Annotated in this window: 3 protein-coding genes; all 3 read left to right on the top strand. The window is 51.5% G+C overall.

Translation table 11 applies throughout. The annotated features are described in order from the left end of the window. The first annotated feature begins 270 nt into the window (after positions 1-270). The 3 genes from mutM to groL all read left to right on the top strand — a co-directional run bounded on the left by mutM (position 271) and on the right by groL (position 3,249). Complete coding sequence (gene mutM, locus Q4A85_RS13175; protein ID WP_303111083.1) at positions 271-1,089, top strand: bifunctional DNA-formamidopyrimidine glycosylase/DNA-(apurinic or apyrimidinic site) lyase; 819 nt, start codon at positions 271-273, stop codon at positions 1,087-1,089. A 174-nt stretch (positions 1,090-1,263) separates the two neighbouring features. Next, positions 1,264-1,551 carry a co-chaperone GroES gene (groES, locus tag Q4A85_RS13170; protein ID WP_303111081.1) on the top strand — a complete coding sequence of 96 codons (288 nt, stop codon included), beginning with the start codon at positions 1,264-1,266 and terminating at the stop codon, positions 1,549-1,551. Between the two features lie 54 nt (positions 1,552-1,605). Continuing rightward, positions 1,606-3,249 carry a chaperonin GroEL gene (gene groL, locus Q4A85_RS13165; protein WP_303111080.1) on the top strand — a complete coding sequence of 548 codons (1,644 nt, stop codon included), beginning with the start codon at positions 1,606-1,608 and terminating at the stop codon, positions 3,247-3,249. Positions 3,250-3,423 lie beyond the last annotated feature (174 nt).

The raw sequence follows: 3,423 nt of genomic DNA, 5'->3' as shown, positions 1-3,423 counted from the left end.
AAAACAATTGGTAAGAAGTAATTTATCCTAGTTATCTAGGACAGCCCCAAAAATTGTATAACCTTGATGAATTATTAGAGTACGAAAAAAGAAAATTAAAAGAAATTTTTGATTAAGATTATAATTAAAATTTGCTTTTATCTCATCTGATGTTTGTATTGGTAGATTTAACCCGAAAGTTAGTATCGCAACGTTCTGAAAATCACAACTTCCATTTTCAGGCTACCTTTTCTTTATAATTTTATTCCATAAAATCACAACACCGCCACCATGCCCGAACTCCCCGAAGTGGAAACCACCCTGCGCGGCATCGCTTCGCATATTCTCAACCAAACCGTCTGCACCGTAACCGTCCGCCAGCCCAAGCTGCGCTGGCAAATCCCGCCCGTGCTGCCTGAAACCCTGCGCGGGCTGGTGGTGCGCGAATGCCGCCGCCGTGCCAAATATCTGCTGATTCGTTTTGACACAGGCGTGCTGCTGGTTCATCTGGGCATGTCGGGCAGCCTGCGGATTTGGCACGGCGGTGCGCCCGCAGCGGGTAAGCACGACCATGTGGACATTGCGTTTGCCAACGGCACGTTGCTGCGCTACCACGACCCGCGCCGCTTTGGCGCAATTTTGTGGCTGGCAGGCGCGGCGGAGCACCATGATTTGTTGAAAGATTTGGGCGTTGAGCCGTTAAGCGATGATTTTACGGCGGACTACCTGTCCCAAGCCCTGCAAAAGCGCGGCAGCCCCGTCAAAACCGCGCTGATGGACAACAAAATCGTGGTGGGTGTGGGCAATATTTATGCCAACGAAAGCCTGTTTCAGGCTGCCATCGCCCCGCAACGCGCCGCCAAATCGTTAAGCAAAACCGAATGCGCGGCTTTAACCGCCGCCGTTAAACACATCCTGCGCCGCGCGATTGAAACAGGCGGCAGCACCCTGCGCGATTTTGTGAACAGCGAGGGCAAAAGCGGCTATTTTCAGCAGGAATACAAGGTGTACGGCAGAGCCAACCAGCCCTGCGCCCAATGCGGCACGCCGATTGTCAAAACCGTTATCGGGCAGCGCGGCACGTTTTATTGCCCTGTGTGCCAAAAATAATGTCGTCTATCGTTTTCAGGCTGCCTCTGTATGATGAGGCAGCCTGAAACCTTGTTTAACCACGCGAAAAATTTTCCACTCGCCCCCTTGAATTCCCCAAACCCCGCCATTATGTAGGGAAGCGTTGTGGCGTGCGCCACCTTTCTTTTTAACCCCATAATCAGGAGACAACACATGAAAATCCGTCCTTTACACGACCGCGTGGTCATCAAACGCTTGGAAGCCGAAGAAAAAACCGCATCAGGCATTATTCTTGCGCCATCTGCGGCTGAAAAACCCGACATGGGTGAAGTGGTTGCCGTGGGCGAAGGCAAAATCGGCAAAGACGGTAGCCGCCGCGCTTTGGACGTTAAAGTGGGCGACAAAGTGATTTTTGGCAAATACAGCGGTCAAACTGTGAAAGCAGACGGCGTGGAATTGCTGGTGATGCGCGAAGAAGACATCTTCGGCATTGTGGAATAAGGCAGCCTGAAAACGCTTTTTTATTGTAAAACATCTATATTAAGGAATATTAAAATGGCAGCAAAAGAAGTTCAATTTGGCACAGAAGTGCGTCAAAAAATGGTAAACGGCGTGAACGTGTTGGCCAACGCGGTAAAAGTAACCCTAGGCCCCAAAGGCCGCAACGTGGTGCTTGACCGTTCGTTCGGTGGCCCGCACATCACCAAAGACGGCGTGACCGTAGCCAAAGAAATCGAATTGAAAGACAAATTTGAAAACATGGGCGCGCAAATGCTGAAAGAAGTCGCGTCCAAAACCAACGACGTGGCAGGCGATGGCACCACCACCGCAACCGTGTTGGCGCAATCCATCGTTGCCGAAGGCATGAAATACGTTACCGCAGGCATGAACCCCACTGATTTGAAACGCGGTATTGATAAAGCCGTTACCGCTTTGGTGGGCGAATTGGCAAACATCGCCAAACCTTGCGAAACCTACGAGCAAATCGCGCAAGTAGGCTCAATTTCTGCCAACTCTGATGAGCAAGTAGGCAAAATCATCGCCGATGCGATGCAAGAAGTGGGCAAAGAAGGCGTGATTACCGTGGAAGACGGCAAATCGTTGGAAAACGAGTTGGAAGTGGTTAAAGGGATGCAATTTGACCGTGGCTACTTGTCGCCTTACTTTGTGAACGATTTGGAAAAACAAATTGCAGGCTTGGACAATCCTTTTGTGTTGTTGTTTGACAAAAAAATCAGCAACATCCGCGACTTGCTGCCTGTGTTGGAACAAGTGGCCAAAACCAGCCGCCCCTTGTTGATTATCGCCGAAGACGTTGAAGGCGAAGCGTTGGCAACCTTGGTGGTGAACAGCATTCGCGGTATTTTGAAAACCGTTGCTGTAAAAGCCCCCGGTTTTGGCGACCGCCGCAAAGCCATGTTGCAAGACATCGCTATTTTGACTGGTGGCACGGTGATTGCCGAAGAAATCGGTTTGACTTTGGAACAAACCACTTTGGAACACTTGGGACAAGCCAAACGCATTGAAATCAGCAAAGAAAACACCACCATTATTGACGGCTACGGCGAAAAAGCGGCGGTGGATGCGCGCGTGAACGAAATCCGCAAACAAATTGAAACCGCAACCAGCGATTACGATAAAGAAAAATTGCAAGAGCGCGTGGCGAAATTGGCTGGTGGCGTGGCGGTGATTAAAGTGGGCGCGGCGACCGAAGTGGAAATGAAAGAGAAAAAAGACCGCGTGGACGATGCGCTGCACGCCACTCGCGCGGCGGTGGAAGAAGGCGTAGTGGCTGGCGGTGGCGTGGCTCTGCTGCGTGCCCGTGCGGCGTTGAAATCGGTGGAAACCGCCAATGCCGACCAAGAAGCCGGTGTGAAAATCGTGCTGCGTGCGATTGAAGCGCCACTGCGCCAAATCGTGGCCAACGCCGGCGGCGAGCCAAGCGTGGTGGTGAACAAAGTGTTGGAAGGCAAAGGCAACTTTGGTTTCAATGCGGGCAACGACACCTACGGCGACATGATTGCTATGGGCGTGCTAGACCCCGCCAAAGTAACCCGATCTGCGCTGCAACACGCCGCTTCTATCGCGGGCTTGATGCTGACCACCGAGTGCATGATTGCCGACATCCCCGAAGACAAACCCGCTGCTATGCCTGATATGGGCGGCATGGGTGGTATGGGCGGCATGGGTGGTTTCTAAACCGCGCCATTGCCATCCAAGCATTGTTTGAATAAACAAGCGTAAAAGGCAGCCTGAAAACTGGGAAACTGGTTTTCAGGCTGCCTTTTTGTGCAGGTGAGCATTGGGCTGTTTGACTATTTGAGACCTTTGCAAAAAAGCCTTTCCTTCGACAGCCGAAACCCAAACACAGGT

The sequence above is a fragment of the Kingella sp. (in: b-proteobacteria) genome (assembly GCF_030527935.1).
Classification (GTDB): Bacteria; Pseudomonadota; Gammaproteobacteria; order Burkholderiales; family Neisseriaceae; genus Kingella_B.
Note: the sequence above shows the minus strand (reverse complement) of the source record. Positions and strands in the feature narration are given on the sequence as shown.

Bases quoted from the DNA above. Each gene is read 5' to 3' on its own strand.
- mutM (WP_303111083.1), top strand. From the start codon at position 271: ATGCCCGAACTCCCCGAAGTGGAAACCACCCTGCGCGGCATCGCTTCG.
- groES (WP_303111081.1), top strand. From the start codon at position 1,264: ATGAAAATCCGTCCTTTACACGACCGCGTGGTCATCAAACGCTTGGAA.
- groL (WP_303111080.1), top strand. From the start codon at position 1,606: ATGGCAGCAAAAGAAGTTCAATTTGGCACAGAAGTGCGTCAAAAAATG.